Source organism: Streptomyces toxytricini, assembly GCF_014649915.1.
GTDB classification, from domain to species: Bacteria; Actinomycetota; Actinomycetes; order Streptomycetales; family Streptomycetaceae; genus Streptomyces; species Streptomyces toxytricini.
Genome location: NZ_BMTY01000038.1, coordinates 1 through 26,867 on the forward strand (window position 1 = coordinate 1; position 26,867 = coordinate 26,867).

The window sequence follows — 26,867 nt, forward strand, 5'->3', positions numbered from 1 at the left end:
GCCTCGACCGGTTGGCTTCCGCCAACCTCCCCCCGTCGTCGCCGTCCGGCCTCGACCGGTTGGCTTCCGCCAACCTCACCCCCGTCGTCGCCGTCCGGCTCCGACCGGTTGGCTTCCGCCAACCTCACCCCCGTCGTCGCCGTCCGGCCCCGACCGGTTGGCTTCGGCCAACCTCCCCCCCCCGTCGTCGCCGTCCGGCCCCGACCAATCGGCTACCGCCAAACCCCACCCCCGCCGTCGCCTTACGCTCCCGGCCCCCCCGCCGCGCCTCTACCATCCCGCCGCCACGAACCGCACCGGCGTGCCCGGTCTGGCCTGGGCCGCCGCGTTCAGAGCCCGTCCCGGCGGGACCACGCCCACCACCGGGTAGCCGCCCGTCACCGGATGGTCGGCCAGGAAGACCACCGGGAGGCCGTCCGGGGGGACCTGGACCGCGCCCAGGACCATGCCCTCGCTCGGGAGTTCGCCGCCGCGCGTGCGGGTGAGCCTGGGGCCCGCCTCCGTGCGGAGGCCGATGCGGTTCGACTCCGGGGACACCCGGTACGGCGAGCGCCACAGCGCGGACAGCGAAGCCGGGGTGAACCAGTCGGCCCGCGGGCCCGGCCTGAGGGGCAGCACCAGTTCGGCGGGGGGCGCGGGGACTCTCAGGGTGTCGGCGCCGCGGACGGGATCCGGGCCGGGAGGGCCGACCGGCAGGAGCGTGCCCGGCGCCGGGAGCGGGGGGCCCAGCCCGGACAGCAGGTCCGTCGAGCGACTGCCGAGGACCGGCTGGACTGCGAAGCCTCCCCGCACCGCGACGTAGCCGCGCACTCCCGACTCCGCCCGGCCGACGTCCAGCTCCGCCCCTGCCGGGACGCGGACCGGTTCCCCCCAGGCCACCGGCCGGCCGGACACCCGTACAGGACACGGCGCGCCCGTGACCGCCACGACCACCGCCGACCCGGGGGGCCCGCCTGCCCGCAGCGTGACGCCGTCCAGCGTCGTCTCCAGGACAGCGGCGTCCGGTCGGTTGCCCAGCAGCCGGTTGGCCAGGGCGTACGCCTCCGCGTCGAGGGCGCCCGAGCGCGGCACGCCCAGGTGGGCGCGGCCCGGTCGGCCCCGGTCCTGGAGGGTGGTCAGCGCCCCAGGGCGCAGCACCTCCAGCCACAGCCCGCCGCCGGTTCCGGTCATGCGCCCGCCTCCTCGAACCGCACCCGCGTCCCGGGTGCGAACAGTGCCGCCGGTTCCCGCAGCGGGTCCCACACCACGGCGTCGGTGGTGCCGATGAGCTGCCAGCCGCCGGGGGAGGAGCGCGGGTACACCCCGGCGTACTCGCCGGCCAGCGCGAGGGAGCCGGCGGGGACGGCGGTGCGCGGGGTGGCCCGCCGGGGCGGGTGGAAGCGTTCGGGGAGCCCCGTCAGGTAGCCGAAGCCGGGTGCGAAGCCGCAGAACGCCACCCGGAAGACGACGGATCCGACGACCTCGGCGACGTCCCGCTCCGCGACCCGCCACAGCCGGGCGACGTCGGCCAGGTCGGGCCCGTCGTAGCGGACGGGGACGGTGACCAGCGGGCCCTCCTCCTCCGCGAGCGGCGGCACCCGCCAGGCGGTGATCCGCGCGGCGAGCGCCCCCGGGTCCCGTACGCCGTCCAGGAGCACGGTCCGCGCCGCGGGCACCACGTCCCGTACGGGGCCCAGCTCGCCGGCGGCGCGCCGGCGCAGCACCTCCGCGTGGAGGGCGGCCGCCTCGGCGGCGGTGCCGACCTCGACGAGCACCGCTTCGACGCCGACGACGAGGGCCCTCACGGCGCGCCCGCCCGGCCAGGCCGGGCCCGGTGTGCGGCGGTGCGGGTCATGCGAAGGCCTCGACGCGGATCCCGGCGGCGGTGAGCGCCTCGCGCACCCGCCGGGCGAGCGCGGCCGCGCCCGGGGTGTCGCCGTGCACGCACAGGGAGCGCGCGGCGACGGGGACGCGGGTGCCGTCGGCAGCGGGGACGGCGCCCTCCGCGGCCATGGCGACGGCGCGGGCGACGACCGTGTCGGGGTCGTGGAGGACGGCGCCGGGCTCGCCGCGCGGTACCAGCGTCCCGGCCGGGGTGTAGGCCCGGTCGGCGAACGCCTCCGGTACGGGCGTCAGGCCGGCGTCCGCGGCCGCGGCCAAGAGCCGCGACCCCGGCAGCCCGAGCACCGGCAGGTCCGCGTCCGGTCCGGCCGCGGTGCGGACCCCTGCGGCTACCGCGGCGGCCTGGGCGGCGTCGTGGACGGTGCGGTTGTAGAGCGCGCCGTGCGGTTTGACGTACGACACGCGGGAGCCGGCCGCGCGTGCGAAGACCTCCAGCGCCCCGATCTGGTAGGCGATCTCGTCGGCCAGCTCGCCGGGCGGCACGTCCATCGACCTGCGCCCGAACCCGGCCAGGTCCCGGTAGGAGACCTGCGCCCCGATCCGCACGCCGCGCGCGGAGGCCAGCTCGCAGACCCTCCGCATGATCGACGGGTCCCCGGCGTGGAACCCGCACGCCACGTTGGCGCTGGTGACGACGGACAGCAGCGCCTCGTCGTCGGTGAGCGTCCAGCGTCCGAAGCCCTCGCCCAGGTCGGCGTTGAGGTCGACCGCACGTGTGATCATGGATGCCATGGCGTGAGCCTAGAACAACGCCCGCCCGGCGGGACCGGGACCGATCATGCCGAACCATGCCGTTTGGGATGTTGTCCCTGCGAGCGCCTAATCTTTGTCCGTGACTCTCCCCGCCCCGGCGAAGACCCTTCCGTCCCCGGCGCCGGGCCCGGCCGCCGACGAGGGCCTGGCCCGGCGGCTGCGCGCGCTCGCCTGCACCGCCCCGCTCCACGACCTCGACGTCCGCAAGGCGAACCTCGCCGGCGAGTACGGCACGTACGCGATGGCGGAGATCGCGCTCGCCGCGATCGACCTGGTCACGCTGCACATGGACTTCGACACCGGCGCCGACCACGAGCAGATAGTGGCCAGGCTGCTGCCGCGCATCGCGGCCCAGGCCCCCGAGCGGCCCGCCGCCGAGCACGAGCGGGTGGCGCGCTGGGTGCTGGAGAACCTGGTCAACGTCGGCAGCGTCGACCGCGGCTTCCGCGCGATCTACGGCACGTTCGGCCCGGACGGGGCGTACGTCCGGCGCGACTACGACTTCAAGCTGATCGAGGAGGTCCCCGGCTACGGGGGCGGCGTCTACCTACGCACCACGGACGAGGCCGTCAACGTCCTGGTGGGCGCCCTCGACACCGACGTCACCAGCGCCCAGATCGCGGCCGAGGTGAAGCTGGAGGTCCTCGTCAGCCGCGGCCGCCTCGCGGACGCCCAGCTCGCCGCCGAGCAGGCCCGCTACCGCACCGTGCAGTACGCGGAGACGCTGCGCCGCACCCTGGAGGCGACGCGGCGCAACGTGCGGGCGGTGGACTGGCTGCGGTCCGTGCCCGACATGATCGAGGAGGCCCTCGACCACGTCGCGGACCGCTACCGGCACGAGAACGCGATCCTGACGAACATCCGCAAGGCACGCGACGAGGCCGAGGAGCCGGAGAACAAGCGGCGGGCCGCCGAGCTCGTCGACATCGTCAAGGACTGCATCCGCCGCCACACCCAGCTCCAGTCCCGGCTGTTGGACGCCGGCCCCCTGTTCCGGGCGGAGCAGGACCGGCAGGCGTTCGCGGCGCCCGCGCCGCGGTCCGGCATCGACCTGTACGGGCAGCTGGTGGCCCCGGTGCTGCCGCTGCCGGTCGCCGACGCGAGGCGCGTCACCGACGCGTTCTTCGCGGCGGGCACGGGCCTGCGCACGCCGGTGTCCGTACGCGTCGCGGACCTGGTGGAGCTGCTGCTGACGCCGCCCGTGGAGCGGGAGCACCTCGGCGCGGAGATGCCCGAACCCGACCTGATCGCCACTCCGGACGACAGCCGCTTCAGCGAGGAGCAGCTCGCCGCCGCCACCGAGCTCCTGGACCTGCCGCACGACGCGCCGCGGCGCCTGTCGGGCCTCCTCGCGGAGGCCCGGCGCAGCGACCCGGACCTGCCCTACCTGGTGGCGCTGCTCGCCGTCCACGCGGCGAGCCCGGCCGTCGGCACCGCCTACCGGCAGGGCGAGGAGCGGCTGCTGTTCGCAGTGGACGACGGAACGGAGCTGGACGATCCGGAGTTCGGCGGCGCCGACCTGATCGTCGGCACGGCCCTGCTGGACGCGGCCGCGATGACCGCCGACCGGACGGAGGCGCAGTGACGCCCCCGCCGGCCCCCGCCACCCCAGCCGGTCCGGGCCCGTCCGCCGCGACCCCGGCCGCACCCGCCGGGGGCGGCCGGGGCCCGACGCACGCCGCCGCACCCGCGGCACCGCGCTCCCGCGCGACCACCGCACCCCAGGAGAGGCAGTACCCGTGAGCGACCACCACGCCGAGCACCCCGCGTGGAGCGAGGCCGAGGCGCCGGCGGCGCCGGCCCCCTCGGCCGGCTCGCACGTCACCCCCGCGGACGCCGCCGACGCGGCGCGCCTCGTCGCGTTCGGCCTGCAGCCCAAGCTGCAGCCCGCCCGCGACGCCGAGTACGCCGACCTGCTGCGCCGCTACCGCGAGGACCCCGCCTTCGGCCGCCTCGCCGACGCCGTCGCCACCGGGCTCGGCCTCGTCGTCCTGGAGGTGTCCCCGCGCGCCGGCATGGCCGTCACCGCGGGCGAGGACTCCGTCTTCGCCGTCCGCATGGGCGACTACGCCCGCCGCACGGCCGCCGACTCCGGCGACCGGTTCCTGCACGGCCTGGCCCACCTCGCCATCGCCGCGCTGGCCTTCCCCCGGCCCGAGGACCTCGCCGACGACGGCTACGTCGGCCGCATCACCGTCAACGGCGTCGACGCCTTCGTCCGGCAGGCCTGCCGCCGCCTGGAGGAGCGGGCCGAGGAGCTCGGCGAGAACACCGACCCGGCCTCCGACGCCCCCGGGCTGGAGGCCGCCTGGCGCGTCTACGCCCGCCGCAGCTCCACCGGCGCCACCAAGGACGCCCGCCGCCTCGCCGGGTCCACCACCGGCATCGTCGGCAAGGCCGCCGCCTTCCTCACCGACTCCGGATTCCTCCAGCGCACCGGCGACGACTCCGGCGGCACCTACCGCACCACCCCCCGCTACCAGCTCCAGGTCCGCGACATGGCGGGCACCGCGGCCATGGCCGAACTCCTGGAGCTCGGCGTGGTCCCCGTCAGCGACGGCACCGCGAGCCTCCTCCCGCCGCCCGACGGCGACGACCTGGAGCTCGCCCCCGACGCCGGACTGCCCTTCCACGCCTGAGCCCCGGCCCTCAACCGGCCCGCGGGCCCGCGCCCGCCCCGGGGCGCGGCCCGCCCCGGCCCCGCCGACCCCCGTCCTCCCGTACCACCACCCACGAGACACCACGAGAGCCCGCCGCCATGTACGAGCTGTCCCGGATCCGCCTCTACTCCATCGGGCCCGCCGGCGCACGCTACGCCGACACCGTGCTCGACCTGCGCGGAGTGGGCGAGCCGGTGCCCCACCCGGCGCCCGCCCAGGCGGAGTTCTTCGCGGACGAGCCCACAGGCCCGCCGCGCCGCCCCGCACCCGCCGGCGTGCTGTTCCTGGAGAACGGCGGCGGCAAGTCCGTCCTCCTCAAGCTGATCTTCTCGGTGATGCTGCCCGGCCACCGCAACACCCTCGGCGGGGCCAGTTCCGGCGTGCTGCGCAAGTTCCTCCTCGCCGACGACTGCGGGCACGTCGCCCTGGAGTGGCAGCACACCCAGACCGGCGAGTGCGTCGTCGTCGGCAAGGTCAGCGAATGGCGCGGCCGCCAGGTCTCCAACGACCCCCGCAAGTTCGCCGAGGCCTGGTACTCCTTCCGGCCCGGCCCCGGCCTGAGCCTGGACAACCTGCCGGTCGCCGAGTCCACCGCCGTCCGCCCGCCCGTCGAGGGGGCCTCCGGCGCGCAGGGCCGCCGCCGCACCATGAAGGGCTTCCGCGACGCCCTCACCGAGGCGGGCAAGGCCTACCCGCACCTGGAGGTGTACTTCGAGGAGATCCACGACCGCTGGAACGAGCACCTCACCGAACTCGGCCTCGACCCGGAGCTCTTCCGCTACCAGCGCGAGATGAACGCCGACGAGGGCGAGGCCGCCGGCCTGTTCGCGGTGAAGAAGGACTCCGACTTCACCGACCTGCTGCTGCGCGCCGTCACCGACACCCGCGACACCGACGGCCTCGCCGACCTCGTCCACGGCTTCGGCAACAAGCTCGGCCGGCGCGCCGAACTGATGGCCGAACGGGACTTCACCGCCGGCTCCGTCGACCTCCTCGGGAAGATCGTCGAAGCCGCGGAGACCCGCTCCCGGCTCCGCGACGTCCACGCCGGCGCCGAGCGCCGCACCCGCACCCTCGCCCGCCGGCTCTCCGCGCGCGCCGCCGAGGAGCGGGCCCGCGCCGCCGACCTCGCCCAGCGGGTCACCGACGCCGCCCACGCCGTCACCGCCGCCGAGAGCGCCCGCGGCCGCAGCGCCGCCGTATCCGCCGAACTCGCCTACCGGCACGCCTCGCTGGCCCTGGCCGTCGCCGAGAAGGCCGCCACCGCCCAGCGCCGCGAACTGCTGGAGGCCCGCACCCTGCACGCCGCCTGGCAGGCCGCCGAGATCGTGCTCCGACACCGTGCCGCGGCCGACCGCTCCGCCCGCGTCGCCGCCGCCATCCTGGAAGCCGAGCGGGACGCCGCGCCCGCCCTCGCCGCGCGCGCCTCCGCGGCCGCAGCCCTCGTACGCGCCCTGCACACCGCCGCCGAGGAGGGCGAGCGCACCGCCAACGAGGAGGAGGAGCGCTCCGCCGCGCTCCAGGCCGCCGGCGAGGCCGCCCACCGCGACGCCACCGCCGCCGCCACCGCCGCCCAGCGGGCCCGCAGCGAGGCCGAGCACCTGCGGGCCCGCCTCGCCGAGGTCCAGCAGGAGACCGCCGAGGCCGTCCGCGCCGGCTGGCTCGACGACTCCGCCCCCGACGCCGACCCGGCCCGCGCGGCCCTGGCCGCCAGCGACGCCGAAGCCGCCGCCGTGGCCGCCTGGGACACGGCCCGCGAGGCCGCCCGGGCCACCGCCGACACCGCGCGCGAGGCCGCCGCCGCGGAATCCCGCGCCGAACTCACCGCCGCCCGCGCCGCCGACGCCGCCGACGCCGCCGAGGCCGCCCACCGCGCCGAACGGCTCGCCGCGGCCTCCCTGGCCGCCGCGCCCCGCCTGGCAGCCCTCCTCGGCCTGCCCTCGGCCCCCGGACGGGCCCCCGTGCCCGGCCCCCGCTCCGGCGGCGACACCCCCGCCGCAGGAGCAGCCCCGGCCGAAGCCCCGGCGGGCGGGCTCACCGCCGAGGACCTCGACCGCACCGCGGACGAGCTGCACACCCTCCTCACCGACGCGGTCGCCTCCGCCGAACGCCAGCTGTTCGACCTGCGCACCGCCGCAGCCGACGACGCCCGCATCCTCGGCGCGCTCGGCGACGGCGGCCTGCTGCCGCCCGGCCCCGACGTCCTCGCCACCGTCGAATACCTCGGCGAGCACGGCATCCCCGCCCTGCCCGGCTGGCGCTACCTCGCCCAGTCCGTCGACCCCGCCGACCACGCCGCGGTCCTCGCCGCCCGCCCCGAACTCGTCGACGGCGTCGTCATCACCGACCCCGACACCCACGCCCGCGCCCGCGAGGTCCTCGCCGGGGCCGCCCTGCTGCCCCGCTCCACGGTCGCCGTCGGCACCGCCGCCGCCCTCCTCGCCCCCGTCCCCCCGGCCGGCGACGACGCCGCCGCGGTGTTCCTCGTCCCGCCGAACCCGGCCATGCACGACGAGCACGCCGCCGACGAGGAGCGCCGCGCGCTCCGCGACCGCGCCACCGCCCGCGACACCGAGATCCGCGAGCTCGCCGCCCGCCTCGCCGGGGACCGGGAGCTCGCCGCCCGCCTCGCCTCATGGCGCACCGGATGCCCGCCCGGCCGGCTCGCCGAGCTCGCCGAACACGCCGACGCGGCCCGCACCTTCGCCCAGGAAGCCGACGCCGAGCTCGCCGAGGCCCGCACCGCCCGCGCCGAGGCGGACGAGGCCGCCGCCGACGCCGCCCGCGTCCGCGACGAACGCCAGGAAGCCGCCCAGCGCGCCCGGCGCGCCGCCGACATCCTCGCCGGCCTCGCCTCCCGGCTCCGCGAGCGCGCCACCTGGCAGGTCCGCGTCCGCGAACTCGCCGACGACGCCGCCGAAGCCGAGGCCCGCGCCGAGATGTGCCTGGAGCGGGCCCGGGCCGCCGACGAGGACCGCCGCGCCGCACAGCGCGCCGCCGACGACGCCCGGCGCACCGCCCGCGCCCTGCGCGCCGAGCGCGCCGAGATCGCCGGCGCCCCCGAGTCCCTGCCCGAGGACGCCGCCGACCAGGGCGCCCCGCAGCGCCCGCTGCCCGACCTCCGCGAGGCCTACCGGGCCGCCTCCCGGCTCTACGAGAAGGTCGGCGTCGGCGCCGACCTGCGGGCAGAGCAGGCCCGCGCCGAGTCCGACGAGAGCGCCGCCCTCGCCGAACTCGACCGGCTCACCAACAAGGTCCGCACCCGCGCCGCCCAGCTCCTCGAAGGCACCGACGGCGCCGACGGCCCCTCCCGGCAGGCGGCCGCCGCCCGCGCCGAATCCCTCGTCCAGATGCTGGAGACCCGCGCCTCCGCCGCCAGCGAGCAGCTCGGCCGGCTGCGCGGCGAGGCCGAGCGGCACGCCCCGGCCGACGGCGAGGCCCACACGGAGCTCCCCGAGGAGATGGTCCCCGAGGACGTCGAGCAGGCGCAGGCCATGCTGCGCAACGCGACCGCCCAGCTCGCCGCCCACGCCGCCGCCGTCGAGAGCGCCCGCGCCGCCCACGCCGACCTGCTGCGCGCCCACCGCACCGCCGAGGACGGCGCCGGGGGCTTCGACGAGACCGCGGCGATGCTGCGGGACCTGCTGCGCGACCACGCCCCGCAGGACGACGAGCAGGAGCCGGCGCCCCACCCGGGGACCCTGGAGGAGGCCCGGCAGTCCGCGGCCGAGGCCCGCCGCTCGCTGCGGGGCTGCGCCGCGGACCTCTCGGCCGCCGAGACCGCCGTCCGCGAGGCGAGCGACGTCCTCGTCCGGCACGCCAACGCCACCCGCTACGAGCAGGTGCGCACCCCCGCCCGGCAGCAGATCCGCGAACTGCCCGCCTCCGCCCTGCCCGAGCACGCGGCGGCCTGGGCGGCGGCCTTCGCGCCGCGGCTGCGCGTCCTCACCGACGAACTCGCCCAGTTGGAGCGCAACCGGGACAGCATCGTCGACCGGCTCCGCGGACTGGTCGAGTCCGCCCTGGCGACGCTCCGCTCCGCGCAGCGGCTCTCCCGGCTCCCCGAGGGCCTCGGCGAATGGTCGGGCCAGGAGTTCCTGCGGATCCGCTTCGAGGAGCCCGACCAGGCCACGCTCACCGAGCGGCTCGGCGAGGTCATCGACGACGCCACCCGCTCCGCGGTCAGGAAGAACGCCGCCTTCGGCGAGGGCCGCCGTGACGGCATGTCCCTGCTCCTGCGCGGCGTCCAGGCGGCCCTGGAGCCCAAGGGCGTCTCGGTGGAGATCCTCAAGCCGGACGCGGTACTGCGCGCCGAGCGCGTCCCCGTCGGCCAGATGGGCGACGTGTTCTCCGGCGGGCAGCTGCTGACCGCCGCGATCGCGCTCTACTGCACGATGGCCGCGCTCCGCAGCAACGACCGCGGCCGCGACAAGCACCGGCACGCCGGCACCCTGTTCCTCGACAACCCCATCGGGCGCGCCAACGCCACGTACCTGCTGGAGCTCCAGCGGGCCGTCTCGGACGCCCTCGGCGTCCAGCTCCTGTACACCACGGGCCTGTTCGACACCACGGCGCTGGCCGAGTTCCCGCTGGTCATCCGGCTGCGCAACGACGCCGACCTGCGGGCGGGCCTGAAGTACATCAGCGTCGAGGAGCACCTGCGGCCGGGCCTGCCGCAGCAGTCCGCGGAGGGCGAGGCGATCCACGGCGAGATCACCGCGACCCGCATGTTCCGCCGCTCGACCGCCGGCGCCTGACCGGGCCCGGTCGGCTGCCGCGCCTGTCGGCGGCCGGTCCGGGCACGCGCGCAGGGCCTGTCCGGCGGATCATGGCCGGGTCCGCGGCGTCCGGTACGACGCCCTCGCCGCGTTGCCGGAGTGTCCCGATGGCTCCGCTGTCGCGACCCTCCGGCGCCTTGCGCCGCACCGCACCGGACGCCGCGGCCTATCCGACCTTGATCCGCCGGACAGGCCCTACCCGGCTCCGCCGCGGGCGGATATGTGCTCCGCCCAGCCGGCCGGCCCACCGGCGGCGGCCTGCCGGTTCCGGCCGGCCCGCCCGCGGCGGCCGGCGGCGCGCTCCTCGCGGCGGGCCCGGCGCCTCTCGCGCCGCAGGCTCCGCGCGGTGCTGCTCGGTTCAGACACCACCCCGTACCGCTGGTTCCAGATCTGCCGCGTGATGATCACGTCCAGCACGCCCCACGTGGCGACCACGGTTCCGGCTATCGCGGCCAGCACCATCGGCAGGGCCAGCCACGATCCCGTGATCGTCAGGAAGAACGCGATCGTCGCGGCGGTCAGCGTGACCGCCACGATCAGCACCGCCCGGACCGCCGACTCCCGCACCGGGTCCGGCAGCCGGCGACGCCGGGCCGGCTCCTCCTGCCACAGCCCGCGCCGCGGCCCGCCGGCCGCACCCGCCCCTGCGTGCACCGCCCCTGCGCGCACCGACGCTCCCGCGCCCGTGTCCTCGTACGTCCCCATGGGGCGCTCCCTCCCCTCGCACTGCCGGTGATGTCTACCCTGCCCGCGCAGGGCCGGACGACGCACCCGGCGAAAACCCCTCGAACAGGTAGACGTGCACCGGCCCCGGGAGATTCCCGGATCGCGGACTTTCACCCGCACCGCCGAGCACGCCGGAACGAATACTTCCAGCCATCCGTGCCGCCCCGGGGACCGACCCCCCACCGAGTGCCATCTGCCGCATATCGGAACGCAGTTGCCCGGAGGTATCGGACAACTCGTGATCTTCGCCCGGGCGGCAGGCCGAAAACGTCCGGACACGCCTTCGAAGGCGTCGCGCAGCAGTAGTAGGCTCACGCCGTTTGAGTGACGGAACACCAATCCCCGCAAAGGGGGTTGAGCTGGGGAGGCTGGGGAGGCCATGCGCTTTCGCGGGAAGTCCATCCGCCGGAAGATCGTGGCGCTGCTGCTCGTGCCGCTCGTCTCCCTCACCGCCCTCTGGGGCTTCTCCACCGTCGTCACCGGCCGCCAGGCCTTGCAACTCCTCGACGTCGCCTACGTCATCGACAAGGTCGGCTACCCCATCGAGGACGTCGTCCGCGTCCTGCAGAAGGAACGCCGCCAGACCCTCGTCGTCATCGGCGACCCCCGCGCCTCCGCCGCCACCGCCGAGCTCGCCAAGCGCCGCGCCGCCACCGACCAGCTCGTCGACCGCATCAGCAGGAACGCCCGCGACCCCGAGGTCGTCGAAGAGCTCTCGCCGGCCGCCAACCAGCGCCTGACCTCCATCCTCGACGCCCTGAACGGCATCGGCACCCTGCGCCGCTCCGTCGACCAGAACACCCTGGACCCCAATCAGGCGCTGGAGATGTACAGCAGCCTCGTCGACCCCTGCTACGACTTCCTGATGAACCTCCACGCCCTGGAGAACGTGGAGATGGACAAGCAGGGCCGCGCCCTCGTCGGCATCACCCGCGCCCGCGAGACCCTCTCCCGCGAGGACGCCGTCATCGCCTCCGCCCTCGCCGCCCGCAACGTCGGCCCCGCCGACCTGCGCCAAGTCTCCGACCTCGCCGCGAACCGGCGCCTGCTGTACTCCTTCAACCTCGCGATCCTGCCCCCCGCCGAGCGGGACGCCTTCGAGACGTACTGGAGCGGGCCCGACACCAAGCCCCTGCGCGACGCGGAGGAGCGCTTCCTCTCCGGCGGCCCCGGCAAGAACCCCCGCAGCATCACCGCCGCCCAGTGGGACGAGGCCGCCGCCAAGGTCCTCGACGACCTCGCCACCATGGGCACCGCCGCCGGCGACCGCTACCAGGAGCGCGTCGAGCCCGTCGCCGTCACCGTCCTCGTCCAGGCCGCCGTCGCCGGCGTCCTCGGCTTCTTCGCGCTGCTCGTCTCCCTCTTCATGTCCGTCCGCATCGGACGCGACCTGATCCGCGACCTGTCCCGGCTGCGCAAGGAGGCCCACGAGGTCTCCGGCGTCCGCCTCCCCGCCGTCATGCGCCGCCTCGCCGCCGGCGAGCACGTCGACGTCGAGACCGAGGCCCCCCGCCTGCAGTACGAGAAGGACGAGGTCGGCCAGGTCGGCCTGGCCCTCAACACCCTCCAGCGCGCCGCCGTCGAAGCCGCCGTCAAGCAGGCCGAGCTCCGCAAGGGCGTCTCCGAGGTCTTCGTCAACCTCGCCCGCCGCAACCAGGTCCTGCTGCACCGCCAGCTCACCCTGCTCGACACCATGGAGCGGCGCACCGAGGACGCCGAGGAGCTCGCCGACCTCTTCCGCCTCGACCACATGACCACCCGCATGCGCCGCCACGCCGAGGGCCTCGTGATCCTCTCCGGCGCGGCCCCCTCCCGCCAGTGGCGCCGCCCCGTGCAGCTGATGGACGTCGTCCGCGCCGCCGTCGCCGAGGTCGAGGACTACGAGCGCATCGAGGTCCGCCGGCTGCCCCGCCTCGGCATCGCCGGCCCCGCCGTCGCCGACGTCACCCACCTCGTCGCCGAACTGCTGGAGAACGCCACCGTCTTCTCGCCGCCGCACACCGCCGTCCAGGTCCACGGCGAACGCGTCGCCAACGGCTTCACCCTGGAGATCCACGACCGCGGCCTCGGCATGAACCCCGAAGCCCTCCTCGACGCCAACCTGCGCCTCGCCGAGACCCCCGAGTTCGAGCTCTCCGACACCGACCGCCTCGGCCTGTTCGTCGTCAGCCGCCTCGCCCGCCGCCACGACGTGAAGGTCGTCCTCCAGCCCAGCCCCTACGGCGGCACCACCGCCGTGGTCTTCCTGCCCGCAGCGCTGCTCACGGAGGCCCCCGACACCCCAGGCGGCGGCCTGCGCCCCGGCGGTGCCAAGCACGACCGCCACGGCCGCCCAGCCGGCCCCGGCAAGCGGCCCGCGCACGCCACGCAGGCCGTGCAGCACGGAGCGGGCGGGCGGCCGCTGCCCGCCGCAGACCGGCGCCGCCCCGTCGAACTCGAAGCCCCCCTCGGCATGCTCGGCCTCGACGGCGCCGACGACGCCCCCGCCCTCGACGAGTCCGCCGCGGGCATCGCCGGCCTCACCGGCGTCGGCGGCCGCCCCGCGATGGCGACCCTCGACGACGAGACGCCCCCGCACGGCACGCCCCGCAGCGGCCTGCTCGGCCTGCGCCCCGCCGACCGGCAGCACCCCGAGCGCAGGACGGCCCGCGAGCCCCTCGCCCCGACCGGCCCCGTCCGGCTGGAGGGCCACCGCGCCGAGCCGGTCCGCGGCCCCCGCCCCGAGGCCGCCCGCTCCTCGGGCCCGGTGCCGCTGCCGCGCCGCCGCCCCACGCCGACGCTCGTGGCCGACCACGGCCGCCGGGTGGAGCCCCGCCCGGTATCCCCGGTCCCGCCCGCGACGGACCGGCCGGAGCCGGAGCCGCCCGTGACGCAGCCGGGGCAGACCGCCCCGGCCACGGGCCCCGGCGGGCTGCCCCGGCGGGTCCGGCAGGCGAACCTCGCGCCGCAGCTGAAGTCCGCCCCCGCGCCGGCCCCCGCCCGGCCCGCACCCGAGGCGCCGGCCGAGCGCGACGCCGAAGACGTACGCACCCGCATGTCCGCCCTCCAGCGAGGCTGGACGGCGGGCCGCAACAAGCACGCACAGCAGTCCGAGACCGGGGCGGACTCCCGCGCCGGCCGCGGTCCCGCGAACGAGAACGAGGGGGACGGTCGATGACCGCACCGCAGACCGGCAACGACATCCGCAGCCGCGGTTCCGGCCAGCTCAACTGGCTGCTCGACGAACTCGTCGACCGGGTCGGCAGCATCCGCAAGGCGGTCGTCCTCTCCGGCGACGGCCTGCCCACCGGCAGCTCCAAGGACCTGACCCGCGAGGACAGCGAGCACCTCGCCGCCGTCGCCTCCGGCTTCCACAGCCTCGCCAAGGGCGTCGGCCGGCACTTCGACTCCGGCGGCGTCCGCCAGACCGTCGTCGAGCTCGACGAGGCGTTCCTCTTCGTCATGGCCGCCGGCTACGGCAGCTGCCTGGCCGTCCTCTCGGACGCCGACTCGGACGTCGGGCAGGTCGCCTACGAGATGACCCTCATGGTCAAGCGCGTCGGCGACCACCTGTCGACCGCCCCGCGCTCCGGACTGCCAGCCGGAGGGTGAGTCGAGGCCGCATGAGCGATCCAGGCGCAGAGCACCAGGAGCACGCCGCCGGAGCGGACACCGCCCGGGCCCACGGCCCCGACGAGCCGCACTGGTTCGACGACGAAGCGGGGCCGGTCGTCCGCCCGTACGCGATGACCCGCGGGCGGACCAGCCACGCGGGCCAACACCGGCTCGACCTGATCGCGCTGGTCTTCGCCGAGCCGGCGGCGGACGACCCGGTCTGGGAGCTGACCCTCTCCCCGGAGCACACCCACATCCTCGGCCTCTGCCGGGAGCGCCCCCAGTCGGTCGCCGAGATCGCGGCCGAACTCGACCTGGCGGTCGGGGTGGTGCGCGTCCTCATCGGCGACCTGGCCGAGGAGGAACTGGTCCACGTGACCCGGCCGGTGCCGCCGGCCGAACTGCCCGACGAATCCATTCTGCGTGAGGTGATCGATGGCCTTCGGGCGCTCTAGCCGCGGTGCGATGCACGCCGTCTCCCCGGTCGAGCCGCTGACCCTGAAGATCCTCGTCGCGGGCGGCTTCGGGGTCGGCAAGACCACCCTGGTCGGCGCGGTGAGCGAGATCAGACCGCTGCGCACCGAGGAGTCGCTCTCGGAGCCCGGCGCGGGCATCGACGACACCGGGGGAGTGGAGGGCAAGAGCACCACCACCGTCGCCATGGACTTCGGGCGGATCACCCTGCGCGAGGACCTGGTGCTGTACCTGTTCGGTACCCCGGGCCAGGACCGCTTCTGGTTCCTGTGGGACGAGCTGGCGCAGGGCGCCCTGGGCGCCGTGGTCCTCGCCGACACCCGCCGGCTGGCCGACTGCTTCGCGGCGGTCGACTACTTCGAGCGGCGCGGGATCCCCTTCACCGTCGCGGTCAACTGCTTCGACGGGGCCGAACGGCACCCCGTCGTGCACGTCCGGGAGGCGCTGGACCTCGACGCGGGCGTGCCCGTGCTCCTGTGCGACGCCCGCGACCGGGAGTCCGTCAAGGACGTGCTGGTCGGGGTCGTCGAGCACGCGATGTCCACGGCCCGGGCCCGGAGGCGGAGCCTGACCGCCGGGAGCTGAGGCGCCGGAGCGGCCCGCACCCCCGCCGACTGGGGTACGGGCCGCGGCTTCCACGGGGGGGCAGGGGGACGGTTCGGGACCGTGGAGCGAGTGTGAACCCGCTCCACTGGCCCGTCAAGCATCCGTGCACGCCCCGCTCACCGCACGGCCACGACCGCCGACCCGTGCCCGAACAGCCCCTGGTTCACGGCGATCCCGACCCGCGCCCCCGGCACCTGGCGGGCTCCCGCCGCCCCGCGCAGCTGCCACGTCAGCTCGCACACCTGGGCGATGGCCTGCGCCGGCACGGCCTCCCCGAACGAGGCGAGCCCGCCGCTCGCATTGACCGGCAGCCGTCCGCCGAGCGCGGTGGCGCCCTTCCCGAGGAGCGACGCGCCCTCTCCCGGGCCGCAGAGGCCGATGTCCTCGTACCACTCCAGCTCCAGCGCGGTGGACAGGTCGTACACCTCGGCCAGGGAGAGGTCCTCCGGGCCGACCCCCGCCTCCTCGTACACGGCCCGCGCGATCGACGCCCGGAACGGCACGGCGGCGCTCGCGGCCCCGGCGTCGGCCCCGGCGCCGGCTCCGCAGGCCGAGTCGGTCGCGATGTCCGGCAGGTCGAGGACCGTACGCGGATACCGCGGCGTCACCGTCGACACCGCCCGGATCCGCACCGGGTCGGCCACGCCCCGCGCCCGCGCGAACTCGATGCTGCCCAGCACCAGGGCGGCGCCCCCGTCCGAGGTGGCGCAGACGTCGAGCAGCCGCAGGGGGTCGGCGACCACGGGGGAAGCGGCCACCTCCTCGGCCGTGACCGCCTTCCGGTAGCGCGCCAGCGGGTTCAGTGCCCCGGCCGCCGCGTTCTTTACCTTCACCCGGGCGAAGTCCTCGGCGGTGTCCCCGTACACGGCCATCCGCCGGCGTGCGTACAGCCCGAAGTACGCCGGGTTCGTCGCGCCCAGCAGCCGGAACCGCAGCCAGTCCGGGTCGTCGGGCCGGTCCCCGCCCGCCGGGGCGAAGAACCCCTTGGGCGCCGCGTCCGCGCCGACGACCAGCACCGCGTCGGCCTGCCCGGCGAGGATCTGGGCCCGCGCCGCGGCGACGGCCTGCGCGCCGGACGCGCACGCGGCGTACACGCTGGCCACGCGCGCCCCCTGCCATCCGAGGGCCCGGGCGAAGGTGGCGCCCGCCACGTAGCCGGGGTAGCCGCCGCGCACGGTGCCGGCGCCGACGACGGACTGCACGCCGCTCCACTCCAGCCCGGCGTCGGCGAGCGCCGCCCGCGCCGCGACCCGCCCGTACTCGACGAAACTCCGCCCCCACTTGCCCCACGGGTGCATTCCCGCGCCGAGCACCGCCACGTCCGTCATGCCCTGCCCCCCACCGGCCGGAAGCGCCAGGTGGTCCACACGGTGTCCGCGTCCTCGGCCAGCACCCCGCCCACCACCTCGACCTCCATGCCCACCTCCAGGTCGGCCGGTCCCACCCCGGGCACGGCCTGCCCCAGCACGACCATCCCCTCCGCCTCCAGCTCCACGGCGAGGAGCGTGTACGGCTCCCACGGCTCTTCCGGATCGGAGGGGTAGGGGGCGGGCGGCCGGTACCGCCCGTCGGTGTAGGACCACACCCGGCCGCGCCGCGACAGCGGCACCTCCTCCATGGCACCGCCCCCCGCGCAGTGCGGATTGCGGCAGTACGCGTCCTCCCGCGGGAAGAACACCGCCGCGCAGGCCGGGCACCGCGTCCCGAGCAGCCGGAAGCCGCCCTCCTCGCTGAACCACCCCGGCACGGCCGGCTTCCGGGTCCGCTCCACAGCCCCTCCTTCTGACGGTCCGTCAGAAGTGTGGGTTCATCCGCGTACGGCGCGCAAGGCGACGGGGAAGTCGAACTGCTCCCGGAACGCCTCCGGCCGGTGCGTGAAGTGCCACCACTCCTCGGGCAGGTTCACGAACCCCTCCGCCTCCAGCACCCTCCGCAGCAGCCGCCGGTTCTCCCGTACGGCACCGCCGATCTGCGGAGCGTCCGTGTGGGACAGCGGCCCGAACCAGTCGAACGGCGTGCCCATGTCCACCGGCCGCCGCCCGGGAAGCCGCACCAGCGTCACGTCCACCGTGCTCCCGCGGCTGTGCCCCGACCGCTCCGCGATGTAACCGAGCTCGACCAGCCGCGACTTGTCCACCTCCGGGTAGAACTCGGCCTTCGTCGCCTGGTCGCCGGTGTCCCGCGCCCACCGCACGAACCGGTCCACCGCCCGCTGCGGCCGGTAGCAGTCGTACACCAGCAGCGAGAACCCCTGCCGCCGCAGCACCCGCTGCGCCCGCCGCAGCGCCTCGGCCGCCGGCTTCGCGAGCAGGCACACCGGCTCCTCGTACCCCTCCACCACCCGCCCCGTGAAGTTGCGCCCGGTCGCGTACCGCATGTCCTGCCCGATGCCCGGATCGACGTCCGACAGCGCCGCGAACCCGCTCGGCGACGAACCCGCCAGCACCGCCAGACACCCCGCAACCACCGCCATCCGCATGTCCCTTGGCTTACCATCGCCGCATGCCGGCACACCTGAGGGACTCGCACTGCTCCACCTGCGGAACGCTGTTCGACAGCGACGCCTGGCCCCGCAGCTGCACCGCCTGCGGCGCCGTCACCTACCGCAACCCCCTCCCGGTGGCCGTCGCACTGCTCCCCGCCGAGGACGAGGCGGGCACCGGCCTCGTCGTGATCACCCGCACCATCGAGCCGGCCCTCGGCGGCACCGCCCTCCCCGGCGGCTTCATGGACTTCGGCGAGGACTGGCGCGAAGCGGTCGTCCGCGAACTGCGCGAGGAGACCGGCATCCACGCCCCCGCCGCCGACGTCGCCCTCGCCGACGCCATGAGCTCCCCGGGGGGCCACCTCCTCCTCTTCGGGCTCCTCCCGCTCCGCCCCCTGGCCGCCCTCCCCCCGCCGGCCCCGACGGACGAGACCACCGGCTGGCACCTGCTGCGCGCCCCGGAGGAGCTGGCCTTCCCCCTTCACACCCGGGCCGCCGCGGCCTGGTTCGCCGGCCGCTACGCCTGACCGGGCCGCACCGCAGCCGGACGCACCGCCTCCGCGCCCCGCACCAGCGCGCCCTCCACCCGGGCTCCCGCCGCGTCCTCCACCACGACCTCGCCGCCCGACCACCGCACCGCGTACCGCTCCACCACCCCCGGCTCGAACCCCGGCCCCGGATCCCGGACCACGACCCCGCCCCCGACCCGCCCGGGCGCCGGCGCCCACGCCTCCGGCACCACCCCGCCGCCCGCCTCCGCATCCGCGTCCGCCGCGCGCACCGCCACCACGGCACCCGCCCGCGCCAGTACCGGAATCCGGCCCGCCGGCGAGTCCAGCAGCACCCGCCCGGGCCCCTCGTACGCCGCCCCGCTCGCGGTGTCGTACCAGCGGCCCCGCGGCAGCCGGACCGCCCGCCGCTCCACGCCCGGCTCCAGGACCGGCGCGACGAGCAGCCCGTCTCCCAGCAGGAACGCGTCCTCGCAGTCCCGCAGCGCCCGGTCGCCCGGATCCCCCCACCACAGCGGCCGCACGTACGGGGCGCCGGTCCTGCGGGCCAGGTGCGCCAGCGTCACGAAGTACGGCCGCAGCCGCTCCCGCTCCGCCAGCACCGCGGCCGCCTGCCGCTCCACCTCCGGCCCGAACTCCCACGGCTCCCGGCGGCCCGCCCACAGGGCCGAATGCGTCCGGAACAGCGGCAGGTACGCGCCGAGCTGCAGCCACCGCAGGTACAGCTCGGGCGACGGCGAACCCCCGAACCCGCCCACGTCCGGCCCCGAGTACGGGACGCCGCACAACCCCAGCCCCAGCACCAGCGACAGCGAGGCCCGCAGCCCCTCCCACCCTGTCGCGACGTCCCCCGACCAGGTGCCCCCGTACCGCTGCATGCCCGCCCACCCCGACCGCGAGAAGAGGAACGGCCGCTCGCCCGGCCGCAGCCGCACCAGGCCCTCCCAGCCGGCCCGGGCCATGCCCAGGGCGTACACGTTGTGCCCGGCCCGGTGGTCTCCGCCCTCCCCGTCCAGCGCGTGCCGCGCCGACCGGGGCAGGGTCGTCTCCCCGAACGGCGCGAACGACACCGGCTCGTTCATGTCGTGCCACACCCCCGAGAAGCCCTGCGCGAGCCGCTCCGCGTACAGCCCGCCCCACCACGCCCGCACCTGCGGATCGGTGAAGTCCGGATAGGCGCACCGACCCGGCCACACCTCGCCCCGCACCTCCCGCCCCGCAGCGTCCCGTACGAACGCCCCGTGCGCGCCGACCGCCTGGCCCGCGGTGTGCACCGCGTCGCCCACCTTCACCGCCGGGTCGACGATCGACACGAGGCGCACCCCGGCCCCGTCCAACTCCCGCGCGAGGCCGGGCAGATCGGGGAAGCGCTTCCGGTCCACGGTGAACACCCGGTGACCGTCGTAGTGGTCGATGTCCAGGTGCACCGCCGACAGCGGCAGCCCCCGCGAGACGTACCCGGCCACCACGCGCCGCACCTCGTCCGCGCTTCCGAATCCCCACCGCGCGTGCTGGTACCCGAGCGCCCACGAGGGCGGGACGGCCGGGGCACCGGTCAGCGCCGCCCAGCCCCGCAGCACCCGCGCCGGGGTGCCCACGAGCACCCAGCAGCGCAGCGGACCGCCGTCCACGCGCAGCTCACACGTCCCGGGGCGGTCGGGGCCCGACCCGGCGCCCTCCTCGCCCTCGCGCAGCACCACCCGCCCGTCCCAGGTGTTGTCGTGGAACACCAGGTGCGTCCCCGCGTCCGCCACGACCAGCTGCACGGGCATCGTGATGTACAGCGGGTCGTCACCCGGACCGAAGGCGCCGCCCGGGTCGGTGTTCCACAGCCTGTACTCACCGTCCCGCAGCCGCGGCCCGCCGGCCCGCCCGCCGAGCCCGAAGAACCGCGCGTCGGCGCCCACCTCCGCCCGAACCATCCACCGCCCGCCGGCCGCCGCCCCGGGCCCGGCCGCGGCCCCCGGCCCGCCCGGGTGCGGCTCCCACCAGCGCGGCGGCAGCTCCCGCCGCAGCACCGCCCCGCCCGGAGTGCGCACTTCCACCGCCCCGTACCGCGACACGCCGACGGTCACCCGCTGCGACACCACCCGCCAGCCGCCCCCGGTGTCCGGCTCCAGCACCGCCCGCGGGTCCGGCTCCGGCCCGCCGCCCGGAACGGCGTACGAAGGCGCCGCCGCAGCCCCGTCCCAGCTCCAGAACACCGCCCCGCCCGCCGTCACCCGCACCAGCAGCTCGGACCGGGCGAAACGGAGCAGCCCGCCGCCCGGCGCGGGCTCCGTCCCCGCCAGCAGCCCCGGCACCCGCGCCCGCTCGGGTCCGCGCCGCGGCAGCCCCGCCGCGTCCGCACGCCGGTTCCGCAGCGCCGACCGCCAGGCCCGCCTCCCGCCCTCCGTACCGAACCCCTTCAGCGCACGCACCAGATCGCGACCGTCCATGCCGCCCACCCTGCCACCGGGACCCGACCGCACGGGGGACGTTCAGACACCGTTCACCTGCCACGACCCGCGCACCCGCCCCGGGCACCCCTGGTGCGGACGTGGATCACATGGCATCGTCCCTGTGTGCCACCGCGAGCCCACCCCGCCCGCGCGGCACGGAACGACCAGCACCGATCCACCCACCCACGCACCTGCACGCCGACACCACGGCACACCGTGCACACCACGCGCGGGCCGCACTGACCGGGAGCCGACCCATGACCTCGTCCACCCAGCCGGAACCCCTCTGGACCCCGGGGCCCGACCGGATCGCCGCGGCCCGCATCACCGCCTTCCAGGCGTGGGCGGCCGAGCGGCACGGAGCTCCCGCGGACGGCGGCTACCCGGCACTGCACCGCTGGTCCGTCGAGGAACTCGACACCTTCTGGCAGGCCGTCGCCGAATGGTTCGACGTCCGCTTCACCACCCCCGCCGAGCAGGTCCTCGCCGACCGCTCGATGCCCGGCGCCCGCTGGTTCCCCGGCGCCACCCTCAACTACGCCGAGCACGCCCTGCGCGCCGGCGAGGACCCCGCCCGCGCCGGCGACGCCGCCCTGCTCCACGTCGACGAGACCCACGAGCCCGTCCTCGTCACCTGGGCCGAGCTCCGCGGCCGCGTCGGCGCCCTCGCCGCCGAGCTGCGCGCCCTCGGCGTACGCCCAGGCGACCGCGTCAGCGGCTACCTCCCCAACATCCCCGAGGCGGTCGTCGCCCTCCTCGCGACCGCCGCCGTCGGCGGCGTCTGGACCTCCTGCGCCCCCGACTTCGGGGCCCGCAGCGTCCTCGACCGCTTCCAGCAGGTCGAACCCGTCGTCCTCTTCACCGTCGACGGCTACCGCTACGGCGGCAAGCAGCACGACCGCAGCGACACCGTGGCAGAACTCCGCGCCGAGCTCCCCTCGCTGCGCGCCGTCGTCCACATCCCGCTGCTCGGCACGCCCGCCCCCGAAGGCACCCTCGCCTGGTCGGACCTGGTGTCCACCCCGGTCGAACCGACGTTCGAGCCGGTCCCCTTCGACCACCCGCTGTGGGTCCTCTACTCCTCGGGCACGACGGGCCTGCCCAAGGCGATCGTCCAGTCGCAGGGCGGCATCCTCCTGGAGCACCTCAAGCAGCTCGGCCTGCACTGCGACCTCGGCCCCGAGGACCGCTTCTTCTGGTACACCTCCACCGGCTGGATGATGTGGAACTTCCTCGTCTCCGGCCTCCTGACCGGCACCACCGTCGTCCTCTACGACGGCAGCCCCGGCCACCCCGACACCGGCGCCCAGTGGCGGATCGCCGAGCGCACCCGGGCCACCCTGTACGGCACCTCCGCCGCGTACGTGATGGCCTGCCGCAAGGCCGGGGTCCACCCCTCCCGCGACTTCGACCTCTCCGCCGTCAAGTGCGTCGCCACGACCGGCTCCCCGCTGCCGCCCGACGGCTTCCGCTGGCTCCACGACGAGGTCGCCGAGGACCTGTGGATCGCCTCCGTCAGCGGCGGCACGGACGTGTGCAGCTGCTTCGCCGGCGCCGTCCCCACCCTCCCCGTCCACATCGGCGAGCTCCAGGCCGCCTGCCTCGGCACCGACCTGCAGTCCTGGGACCCGTCCGGGAAGCCGCTCACCGGCGAGGTCGGCGAGCTCGTCGTCACCAACCCCATGCCGTCCATGCCGGTCCGCTTCTGGAACGACCCGGACGGCAGCCGCTACCGCGACAGCTACTTCGAGACCTATCCGGGCGTGTGGCGCCACGGCGACTGGATCACGATCACCGACCACGGCTCCGTCGTGATCCACGGCCGCTCCGACTCCACCCTCAACCGGCAGGGCGTCCGCATGGGCTCCGCGGACATCTACGAGGCCGTCGAACGCCTTCCGGAGATCAAGGAATCGCTCGTCATCGGCCTGGAAGAGCCGAACGGCGGCTACTGGATGCCGCTCTTCGTCCACCTCGCGCCCGGCGCCACCCTGGACGAGGACCTGAAGGGCCGCATCAAGGCCACGATCCGCGAGGAGCTCTCCCCGCGGCACGTGCCCGACGAGATCATCGAGGTGCCGGCCATCCCGCACACCCTCACCGGCAAGCGCATCGAGGTCCCCGTCAAGCGGCTGCTCCAGGGCACACCCCTGGAGAAGGCCGTCAACCCCGGCTCGGTGGACAACCTCGACCTCCTCCGCTTCTACCAGGAGCTGGCCCGCACCCGTACCGGCTCCTGAGGCGCCGGCCGGGCGCTGTCAGTGGCTCTGATTACTCTGAGTGAGCATTCGTTCGCACACCAGGGGGAGCCATGGCAGACACACGGAAGACGACGACGCTGCGCCGCGAGGTACCCGGCACGATCGGCCTGCTCGCCGACCCCGGGGACTTCGCGGCCATGCGCCGCTACCGCAGCTTCACCTTCGACGACCACCGCGACTACCTCCGGCACGTCGACGACCTGCTGAAATCCCTCGCCGATCAGGGCATCCACACCACGGTCGCCCTCTTCGACCCCGAGCAGTACGCCGCCTTCTGCGCCGAACAGGGACTCGACCCCGACACGGCAGCCTCCCGCACCCGGTTCACCGCCGAGCTCGCCGGCACCGGCCCCGGACTCCCCTATACCGGCCTTCCCGTCGCCGACATGGTGCCGCTCCTGGTCGACGAGGCCGCCCGCCGGGCCACCTGGGAGTACGCGGCCGCGGTCCTCGCCCGCGCCGGAACCTGCGCCGACTGCGGCCAGGACATCGGCCGGTCCGCGTTCGAGCGGGCCGCCACGGCGGTCACCCGCCTCGTCGCCGGGGCCGGGACCGGCCACCACCACGCCGTGTGCTCCATCCCCACCGGCGACCGACAGCTCGTCGCCGTGCTGCACGCCCGGACGGCAGGCCCACCGGGCCCGCCCGCCCTGCCCGGCTTCGACCCGGAGGGGCGGGAAGCCCTCGACTTCGTCACCGTGCTGGCCGCCGGCATGGCCCTGGGCGGAGCCGGAGGCCTGGTCCTGCGCACCACCGCCGACGGCGGCGGCGACCGGGTCCACGGCTGGCGCCTGGAAGGAGGCGGCCTCGTCCCCCTCTCAGCAGCCGCCGTGTTCAACGCCTACTGCACCGACCCCGACACCGGCGAACCGGTCGCTCCCGAGCACGGCGTCGACTACCGGCCCGGGTTCGAGGTGGACGACCCGCCCCCGCACCACTGAGCCGGCCCGGCCCGGGCGTCCGTACAAGCCGAGGGACCCCCGCCACCACTGGCGGGGGCCCCTCGACCGACCAAGCACTGAGCCCTGCGGCGCCTACTCGCCGGACAGCACCGCCTGCGCGGCCACACGCGCCTCCTCGGCACTGTCCGCGGCGCGCGCCGCGGCCGCGGCACGCTCGCACTGGGCGAGCGTGTACTTGGCGAGCGTCGCCCGCACGTACGGGATCGACGCCGCACCCATCGACAGGGAGGTCACGCCCAGACCGGTCAGCACACAGGCCAGCAGCGGATCCGAGGCGGCCTCGCCGCACACGCCGCAGCTCTTGCCCTCGGCCCGCGCCGCCTCCGCCGACAGCGCGACCAGGTCGAGCAGCGCCGGCTGCCACGGGTCCTGAAGCCGGGAGACCGCACCCACCTGCCGGTCCGCGGCGAACGTGTACTGGGCCAGGTCGTTCGTCCCCAGCGACAGGAACTCGACCTCCTGGAGGATGGAGCGCGCCCGCAGCGCCGCGGAGGGGATCTCCACCATCGCCCCGAACTTCGCCTGGAGCCCCGCGGCGCGGCAGGCGTCCGCGAACGCCTTCGCGTCGGCCCGGTCGGCGACCATCGGAGCCATGACCTCCAGGTGCACCGGCAGCCCCTCGGCTGCCTTCGCCAGCGCGGTCAGCTGGGTCCGGAGCACCTCCGGGTGGTCCAGCAGGGTGCGCAGGCCGCGCACGCCCAGCGCCGGGTTCGGCTCGTCGGACGGCGTCAGGAAGTCCAGCGGCTTGTCCGCGCCCGCGTCCAGCACGCGCACCACGACCCGGCCCTCGGGGAACGCCTCCAGCACCTTGCGGTAGGAGTCGACCTGCTTCTCCTCCGACGGCGCCTTCTTGCTGTCGTCGAGGAAGAGGAACTCGGTGCGGAACAGGCCGACGCCCTCGGCTCCGGCCTCCACCGCGGCCGGCACGTCCGCCGGGCCGCCGACGTTCGCCAGCAGCGGCACCCTGTGCCCGTCGGAGGTGGCACCGGGACCGGACGATGCGGCCAGCGCGGCCTTCCGCTCGGCGGCCGCCGCCTCCAGCTCCTCCTTCTTGCCGCTGCTCGGGTCGACGAAGACCTCGCCGGTCGAGCCGTCCACCGCGATGACGGTGCCCTCGGCGATCTCACCGGCCCCCGGCAGCGCGACCACGGCCGGGACACCGAGCGCCCGCGCGAGGATCGCGCTGTGGCTGGTCGGCCCGCCCTCCTCGGTGACGAAGCCGAGGACGAGCGCCGGGTCGAGCAGCGCCGTGTCCGCGGGGGCCAGGTCCCGCGCGATCAGCACGTACGGCTCGTTGCTGTCCGGCACACCGGGCATCGGCACACCGAGCAGGCGCGCCACGATCCTGTTGCGGACGTCGTCCAGGTCCGCCACGCGCCCGGCCATGTACTCGCCGGCCCCGGCCAGCAGGTCCCGGTACGCGGCGAACGCGTCGTACACCCCCCGCTCGGCGGTGCTGCCGACGGCGATCCGCCGGTCGACGTCCGCCATCAGCTCGGGGTCCTCCGCGATCATGGCCTGGGCCTCCAGCACGTGCTGGGCCTCGCCCCCCGCCAGCTGGCCGCGCGCGACCAGATCGGCCGCGACCGCACTGACGGCCTGGCGGGCGCGCCCCTGTTCGCGCTCCGCCTCGTCCGCCGTGATCTGCCGGGCCGGCGGCTCCAGGACCGCCGTGCCCATGTGCCGCACCTCGCCGATGGCCACGCCGTGGCTCACGCCGACGCCTCGCAGCGTTGTCTCCATTTCACCCGTCTCCGATTGAGCGGCGGCCCCGGCCGCCGCGGTGGATGTCCGACTCGCCCGTGCCGGGCGGACGCGTCCTGCCGGCCGGCTCAGTTCCAGCCGAAGAGGGCGTCACCGGTCGCGACGTCGCCGGTCTCGGCGACATCGACGAGGGACTCCGCAGAGGCCTCAAGTGCCACGACGGGGCAGATCGGCGACTTGCCGGCCGCCTCGACGGCCGCCGGGTTCCAGCGGATGACGGCCTGGCCGCGCGTCACGGTGTCGCCCTTGTTGACGAGCAGCTCGAAGCCCTCGCCGTTGAGCTGGACGGTGTCGATCCCGAGGTGGGTGAGCACACCGTGCCCGTTGCCGTCGACGACGACGTACGCGTGCGGGTGCAGGGAGACGACCACACCGTCGACGGGGGACACCGCCTCGGAAGCCTCACGCACGGGGTCGATCGCGGTGCCCGGACCCACCATCGCGCCGGAGAACACCGGATCGGGCACTGCCGCGAGTCCGATGGCGCGCCCGGCAAGAGGGGACGTGACGGTGGTCATGGGGGCCTCCCAGGGGGTGGGGCTTCGTCGCCACGCCGTCACTGACTGTCCTCGACGGCGCACGTTCAGAAGGGTATGTCATGAGATGTCCCGGTTCGCGCGAATCGAACCTCCTGCCGGAGGCCGGGGAGCGCGTCCGCCGACACCGTAGTGGACTAGACCATACGCCTGATTCGATTTGCCTGTGAACCACGGGAGCGCTACTGTCGTGACTCCCGCCACGACGGCCCTCGTGAACTACTCACGAACAGCCGGTGGAGTGGTCGGGAACCAACCACCTCAGAAGCTGACTCCATCAAGATCTCAGCTCTCCGCCGCACGCCGTCAGGTGAATCGGCCGAGTTGCGGAGAACGGGAAAAGCCCTGATATGGTCGGAGCCGCCGGAAAGGGAAAGCGCGAAAGCGAAAACCCCGGAAAGCGAAGCGCGAAAGACTCTGATAGAGTCGGAAACGCA

General features: G+C 75.7%; 20 protein-coding genes. 10 read left to right on the top strand and 10 right to left on the bottom strand.

Annotation, left to right across the window (positions count from 1 at the left end; genetic code table 11):
• Positions 1–270: 270 nt before the first annotated feature.
• The 3 genes from IE170_RS31785 to IE170_RS31795 are packed head-to-tail and all read right to left on the bottom strand — an operon-like array spanning position 271 to position 2,613.
• Complete coding sequence (locus tag IE170_RS31785) at positions 271–1,170, bottom strand: 5-oxoprolinase subunit C family protein (RefSeq protein ID WP_189812950.1); 900 nt, start codon at positions 1,168–1,170, stop codon at positions 271–273.
• Entirely contained in the window at positions 1,167–1,784 is a 618-nt protein-coding gene (locus IE170_RS31790; protein ID WP_189812951.1) for a 5-oxoprolinase subunit B family protein, read from the bottom strand. The genes IE170_RS31785 and IE170_RS31790 overlap by 4 nt, the downstream gene beginning before the upstream one ends.
• A 46-nt stretch (positions 1,785–1,830) precedes the next feature.
• Complete coding sequence (locus IE170_RS31795; protein ID WP_223856975.1) at positions 1,831–2,613, bottom strand: LamB/YcsF family protein; 783 nt, start codon at positions 2,611–2,613, stop codon at positions 1,831–1,833.
• Positions 2,614–2,713: 100 nt separating this feature from the next.
• Here IE170_RS31795 and IE170_RS31800 point away from each other — a divergent pair, with 100 nt between their 5' ends.
• The 3 genes from IE170_RS31800 (at position 2,714) to IE170_RS31810 (ending at position 10,051) form a co-directional block, all read left to right on the top strand.
• Complete coding sequence (locus tag IE170_RS31800; protein WP_229885362.1) at positions 2,714–4,219, top strand: hypothetical protein; 1,506 nt, start codon at positions 2,714–2,716, stop codon at positions 4,217–4,219.
• 154 nt (positions 4,220–4,373) lie between these two features.
• On the top strand, positions 4,374–5,273 hold the full coding sequence (locus IE170_RS31805) for a hypothetical protein (RefSeq protein ID WP_189812953.1): 900 nt from the start codon (positions 4,374–4,376) through the stop codon (positions 5,271–5,273).
• A gap of 119 nt (positions 5,274–5,392) precedes the next feature.
• On the top strand, positions 5,393–10,051 hold the full coding sequence (locus tag IE170_RS31810; protein ID WP_189812954.1) for a hypothetical protein: 4,659 nt from the start codon (positions 5,393–5,395) through the stop codon (positions 10,049–10,051).
• 216 nt (positions 10,052–10,267) lie between these two features.
• On the opposite strand, the gene IE170_RS33070 is transcribed toward IE170_RS31810, so the two are convergent.
• Positions 10,268–10,777, bottom strand: a complete 510-nt coding sequence (locus tag IE170_RS33070; protein ID WP_223856976.1) for a hypothetical protein — start codon at positions 10,775–10,777, stop codon at positions 10,268–10,270.
• 400 nt (positions 10,778–11,177) lie between these two features.
• On the opposite strand from IE170_RS33070, the gene IE170_RS31820 reads away from it, so the two are divergent.
• Genes IE170_RS31820 through IE170_RS31835 form a run of 4 tightly spaced genes read left to right on the top strand, consistent with a single transcriptional unit; the run spans position 11,178 to position 15,451 of the window.
• Entirely contained in the window at positions 11,178–13,955 is a 2,778-nt protein-coding gene (locus IE170_RS31820) for a sensor histidine kinase (RefSeq protein ID WP_189812955.1), read from the top strand.
• A complete protein-coding gene (locus tag IE170_RS31825) occupies positions 13,952–14,389 on the top strand; it encodes a roadblock/LC7 domain-containing protein (protein ID WP_189812956.1) in 438 nt (145 codons plus the stop codon). The genes IE170_RS31820 and IE170_RS31825 overlap by 4 nt, the downstream gene beginning before the upstream one ends.
• Before the next feature lie 11 nt (positions 14,390–14,400).
• The gene (locus tag IE170_RS31830) at positions 14,401–14,847 is read left to right on the top strand and encodes a DUF742 domain-containing protein (RefSeq protein WP_223856977.1); all 447 of its coding nucleotides are present in this window, start codon (positions 14,401–14,403) and stop codon (positions 14,845–14,847) included.
• The gene (locus IE170_RS31835) at positions 14,828–15,451 is read left to right on the top strand and encodes a GTP-binding protein (RefSeq protein WP_189812957.1); all 624 of its coding nucleotides are present in this window, start codon (positions 14,828–14,830) and stop codon (positions 15,449–15,451) included. Before IE170_RS31830 ends, IE170_RS31835 begins: the two co-directional genes overlap by 20 nt.
• A 137-nt stretch (positions 15,452–15,588) precedes the next feature.
• Here the strand turns inward: IE170_RS31835 and IE170_RS31840 are convergent, their stop codons facing one another.
• From IE170_RS31840 to IE170_RS31850, 3 genes are read right to left on the bottom strand one after another with little or no spacing between them, the layout of a single operon-like run.
• Entirely contained in the window at positions 15,589–16,800 is a 1,212-nt protein-coding gene (locus IE170_RS31840) for a lipid-transfer protein (protein WP_189812958.1), read from the bottom strand.
• A complete protein-coding gene (locus IE170_RS31845; RefSeq protein ID WP_189812959.1) occupies positions 16,797–17,243 on the bottom strand; it encodes a Zn-ribbon domain-containing OB-fold protein in 447 nt (148 codons plus the stop codon). Before IE170_RS31845 ends, IE170_RS31840 begins: the two co-directional genes overlap by 4 nt.
• A 36-nt stretch (positions 17,244–17,279) precedes the next feature.
• Complete coding sequence (locus tag IE170_RS31850; RefSeq protein ID WP_223856978.1) at positions 17,280–17,945, bottom strand: M15 family metallopeptidase; 666 nt, start codon at positions 17,943–17,945, stop codon at positions 17,280–17,282.
• Positions 17,946–17,974: 29 nt separating this feature from the next.
• Between IE170_RS31850 and IE170_RS31855 the strand changes: the two genes are divergently transcribed.
• On the top strand, positions 17,975–18,484 hold the full coding sequence (locus tag IE170_RS31855; protein ID WP_189812961.1) for an NUDIX domain-containing protein: 510 nt from the start codon (positions 17,975–17,977) through the stop codon (positions 18,482–18,484).
• On the opposite strand, the gene IE170_RS31860 is transcribed toward IE170_RS31855, so the two are convergent.
• Entirely contained in the window at positions 18,475–20,904 is a 2,430-nt protein-coding gene (locus IE170_RS31860) for a TIM-barrel domain-containing protein (protein WP_189812962.1), read from the bottom strand. The genes IE170_RS31855 and IE170_RS31860 overlap by 10 nt on opposite strands.
• A gap of 260 nt (positions 20,905–21,164) precedes the next feature.
• On the opposite strand from IE170_RS31860, the gene IE170_RS31865 reads away from it, so the two are divergent.
• Together IE170_RS31865 and IE170_RS31870 are read left to right on the top strand one after the other, a co-directional pair.
• Positions 21,165–23,147, top strand: coding sequence for an acetoacetate--CoA ligase (locus IE170_RS31865; protein ID WP_189812963.1), 1,983 nt, complete (start codon positions 21,165–21,167; stop codon positions 23,145–23,147).
• Between the two features lie 71 nt (positions 23,148–23,218).
• Positions 23,219–24,109, top strand: a complete 891-nt coding sequence (locus IE170_RS31870) for a DUF8829 domain-containing protein (protein WP_189812964.1) — start codon at positions 23,219–23,221, stop codon at positions 24,107–24,109.
• A 93-nt stretch (positions 24,110–24,202) separates the two neighbouring features.
• Here the strand turns inward: IE170_RS31870 and ptsP are convergent, their stop codons facing one another.
• Together ptsP and IE170_RS31880 are read right to left on the bottom strand one after the other, a co-directional pair.
• A complete protein-coding gene (ptsP, locus tag IE170_RS31875) occupies positions 24,203–25,873 on the bottom strand; it encodes a phosphoenolpyruvate--protein phosphotransferase (RefSeq protein WP_189812965.1) in 1,671 nt (556 codons plus the stop codon).
• Positions 25,874–25,962: 89 nt separating this feature from the next.
• Entirely contained in the window at positions 25,963–26,412 is a 450-nt protein-coding gene (locus IE170_RS31880) for a PTS sugar transporter subunit IIA (RefSeq protein ID WP_189812966.1), read from the bottom strand.
• Positions 26,413–26,867 lie beyond the last annotated feature (455 nt).

What these genes read in the sequence shown, in the direction of transcription:
- IE170_RS31785 (WP_189812950.1), bottom strand. Translation starts at nt 1,170, where the DNA reads ATGACCGGAACCGGCGGCGGGCTGTGGCTGGAGGTGCTGCGCCCTGGG.
- IE170_RS31795 (WP_223856975.1), bottom strand. Translation starts at nt 2,613, where the DNA reads ATGGCATCCATGATCACACGTGCGGTCGACCTCAACGCCGACCTGGGC.
- IE170_RS31810 (WP_189812954.1), top strand. Translation starts at nt 5,393, where the DNA reads ATGTACGAGCTGTCCCGGATCCGCCTCTACTCCATCGGGCCCGCCGGC.
- IE170_RS33070 (WP_223856976.1), bottom strand. Translation starts at nt 10,777, where the DNA reads ATGGGGACGTACGAGGACACGGGCGCGGGAGCGTCGGTGCGCGCAGGG.
- IE170_RS31820 (WP_189812955.1), top strand. Translation starts at nt 11,178, where the DNA reads ATGCGCTTTCGCGGGAAGTCCATCCGCCGGAAGATCGTGGCGCTGCTG.
- IE170_RS31825 (WP_189812956.1), top strand. Translation starts at nt 13,952, where the DNA reads ATGACCGCACCGCAGACCGGCAACGACATCCGCAGCCGCGGTTCCGGC.
- IE170_RS31830 (WP_223856977.1), top strand. Translation starts at nt 14,401, where the DNA reads ATGAGCGATCCAGGCGCAGAGCACCAGGAGCACGCCGCCGGAGCGGAC.
- IE170_RS31835 (WP_189812957.1), top strand. Translation starts at nt 14,828, where the DNA reads ATGGCCTTCGGGCGCTCTAGCCGCGGTGCGATGCACGCCGTCTCCCCG.
- IE170_RS31840 (WP_189812958.1), bottom strand. Translation starts at nt 16,800, where the DNA reads ATGACGGACGTGGCGGTGCTCGGCGCGGGAATGCACCCGTGGGGCAAG.
- IE170_RS31850 (WP_223856978.1), bottom strand. Translation starts at nt 17,945, where the DNA reads ATGGCGGTGGTTGCGGGGTGTCTGGCGGTGCTGGCGGGTTCGTCGCCG.
- IE170_RS31855 (WP_189812961.1), top strand. Translation starts at nt 17,975, where the DNA reads ATGCCGGCACACCTGAGGGACTCGCACTGCTCCACCTGCGGAACGCTG.
- IE170_RS31860 (WP_189812962.1), bottom strand. Translation starts at nt 20,904, where the DNA reads ATGGACGGTCGCGATCTGGTGCGTGCGCTGAAGGGGTTCGGTACGGAG.
- IE170_RS31865 (WP_189812963.1), top strand. Translation starts at nt 21,165, where the DNA reads ATGACCTCGTCCACCCAGCCGGAACCCCTCTGGACCCCGGGGCCCGAC.
- IE170_RS31870 (WP_189812964.1), top strand. Translation starts at nt 23,219, where the DNA reads ATGGCAGACACACGGAAGACGACGACGCTGCGCCGCGAGGTACCCGGC.
- ptsP (WP_189812965.1), bottom strand. Translation starts at nt 25,873, where the DNA reads ATGGAGACAACGCTGCGAGGCGTCGGCGTGAGCCACGGCGTGGCCATC.
- IE170_RS31880 (WP_189812966.1), bottom strand. Translation starts at nt 26,412, where the DNA reads ATGACCACCGTCACGTCCCCTCTTGCCGGGCGCGCCATCGGACTCGCG.